The sequence below is a fragment of the Streptomyces bugieae genome (assembly GCF_036352915.1).
Taxonomy (GTDB): domain Bacteria; phylum Actinomycetota; class Actinomycetes; order Streptomycetales; family Streptomycetaceae; genus Streptomyces; species Streptomyces endophytica.
The window spans coordinates 1-402 of the sequence record NZ_JAZBJP010000216.1 but is presented as its reverse complement, the minus strand read 5'-3'; the positions used below and the strand labels follow the sequence as shown (position 1 = coordinate 402).

At 75.9% G+C, this 402-nt stretch carries 1 protein-coding gene; it reads left to right on the top strand.

Annotated elements, in window-relative coordinates; all coding sequences use genetic code 11:
- A partial coding sequence (locus V2J85_RS40950) for a prolyl oligopeptidase family serine peptidase (protein WP_330824439.1) occupies positions 1 to 402 on the top strand: 402 nt, incomplete at both ends.

The window sequence follows — 402 nt, the reverse complement described above, 5'->3', positions numbered from 1 at the left end:
GCCCTCGTGCAGCGGCCCGCCACCGGGGACGGGCCCTTCCCCACCGTCTTCGACATCCACGGCGGCCCGACCGGGCACGACAGCGACGCCGTCGCCTCCGGCCCGGCGGCCTGGGTCGACCACGGCTTCGCCGTCGTACGGGTCAACTACCGCGGCTCCACCGGTTACGGCCGCGCCTGGACGGACGCGCTCAAGCACCGGGTCGGCCTGATCGAGCTGGAGGACATCGCGGCCGTACGGGAGTGGTCGGTCGCCTCCGGGCTCGCGGACCCGGAGCGGCTGGTCCTCGCCGGGGGCTCCTGGGGCGGCTATCTGACCCTGCTCGGCCTCGGCACCCAGCCCGACGCCTGGGCGCTGGGGCTGGCGGCGGTGCCGGTCGCGGACTACGTCACGGCGTACCAC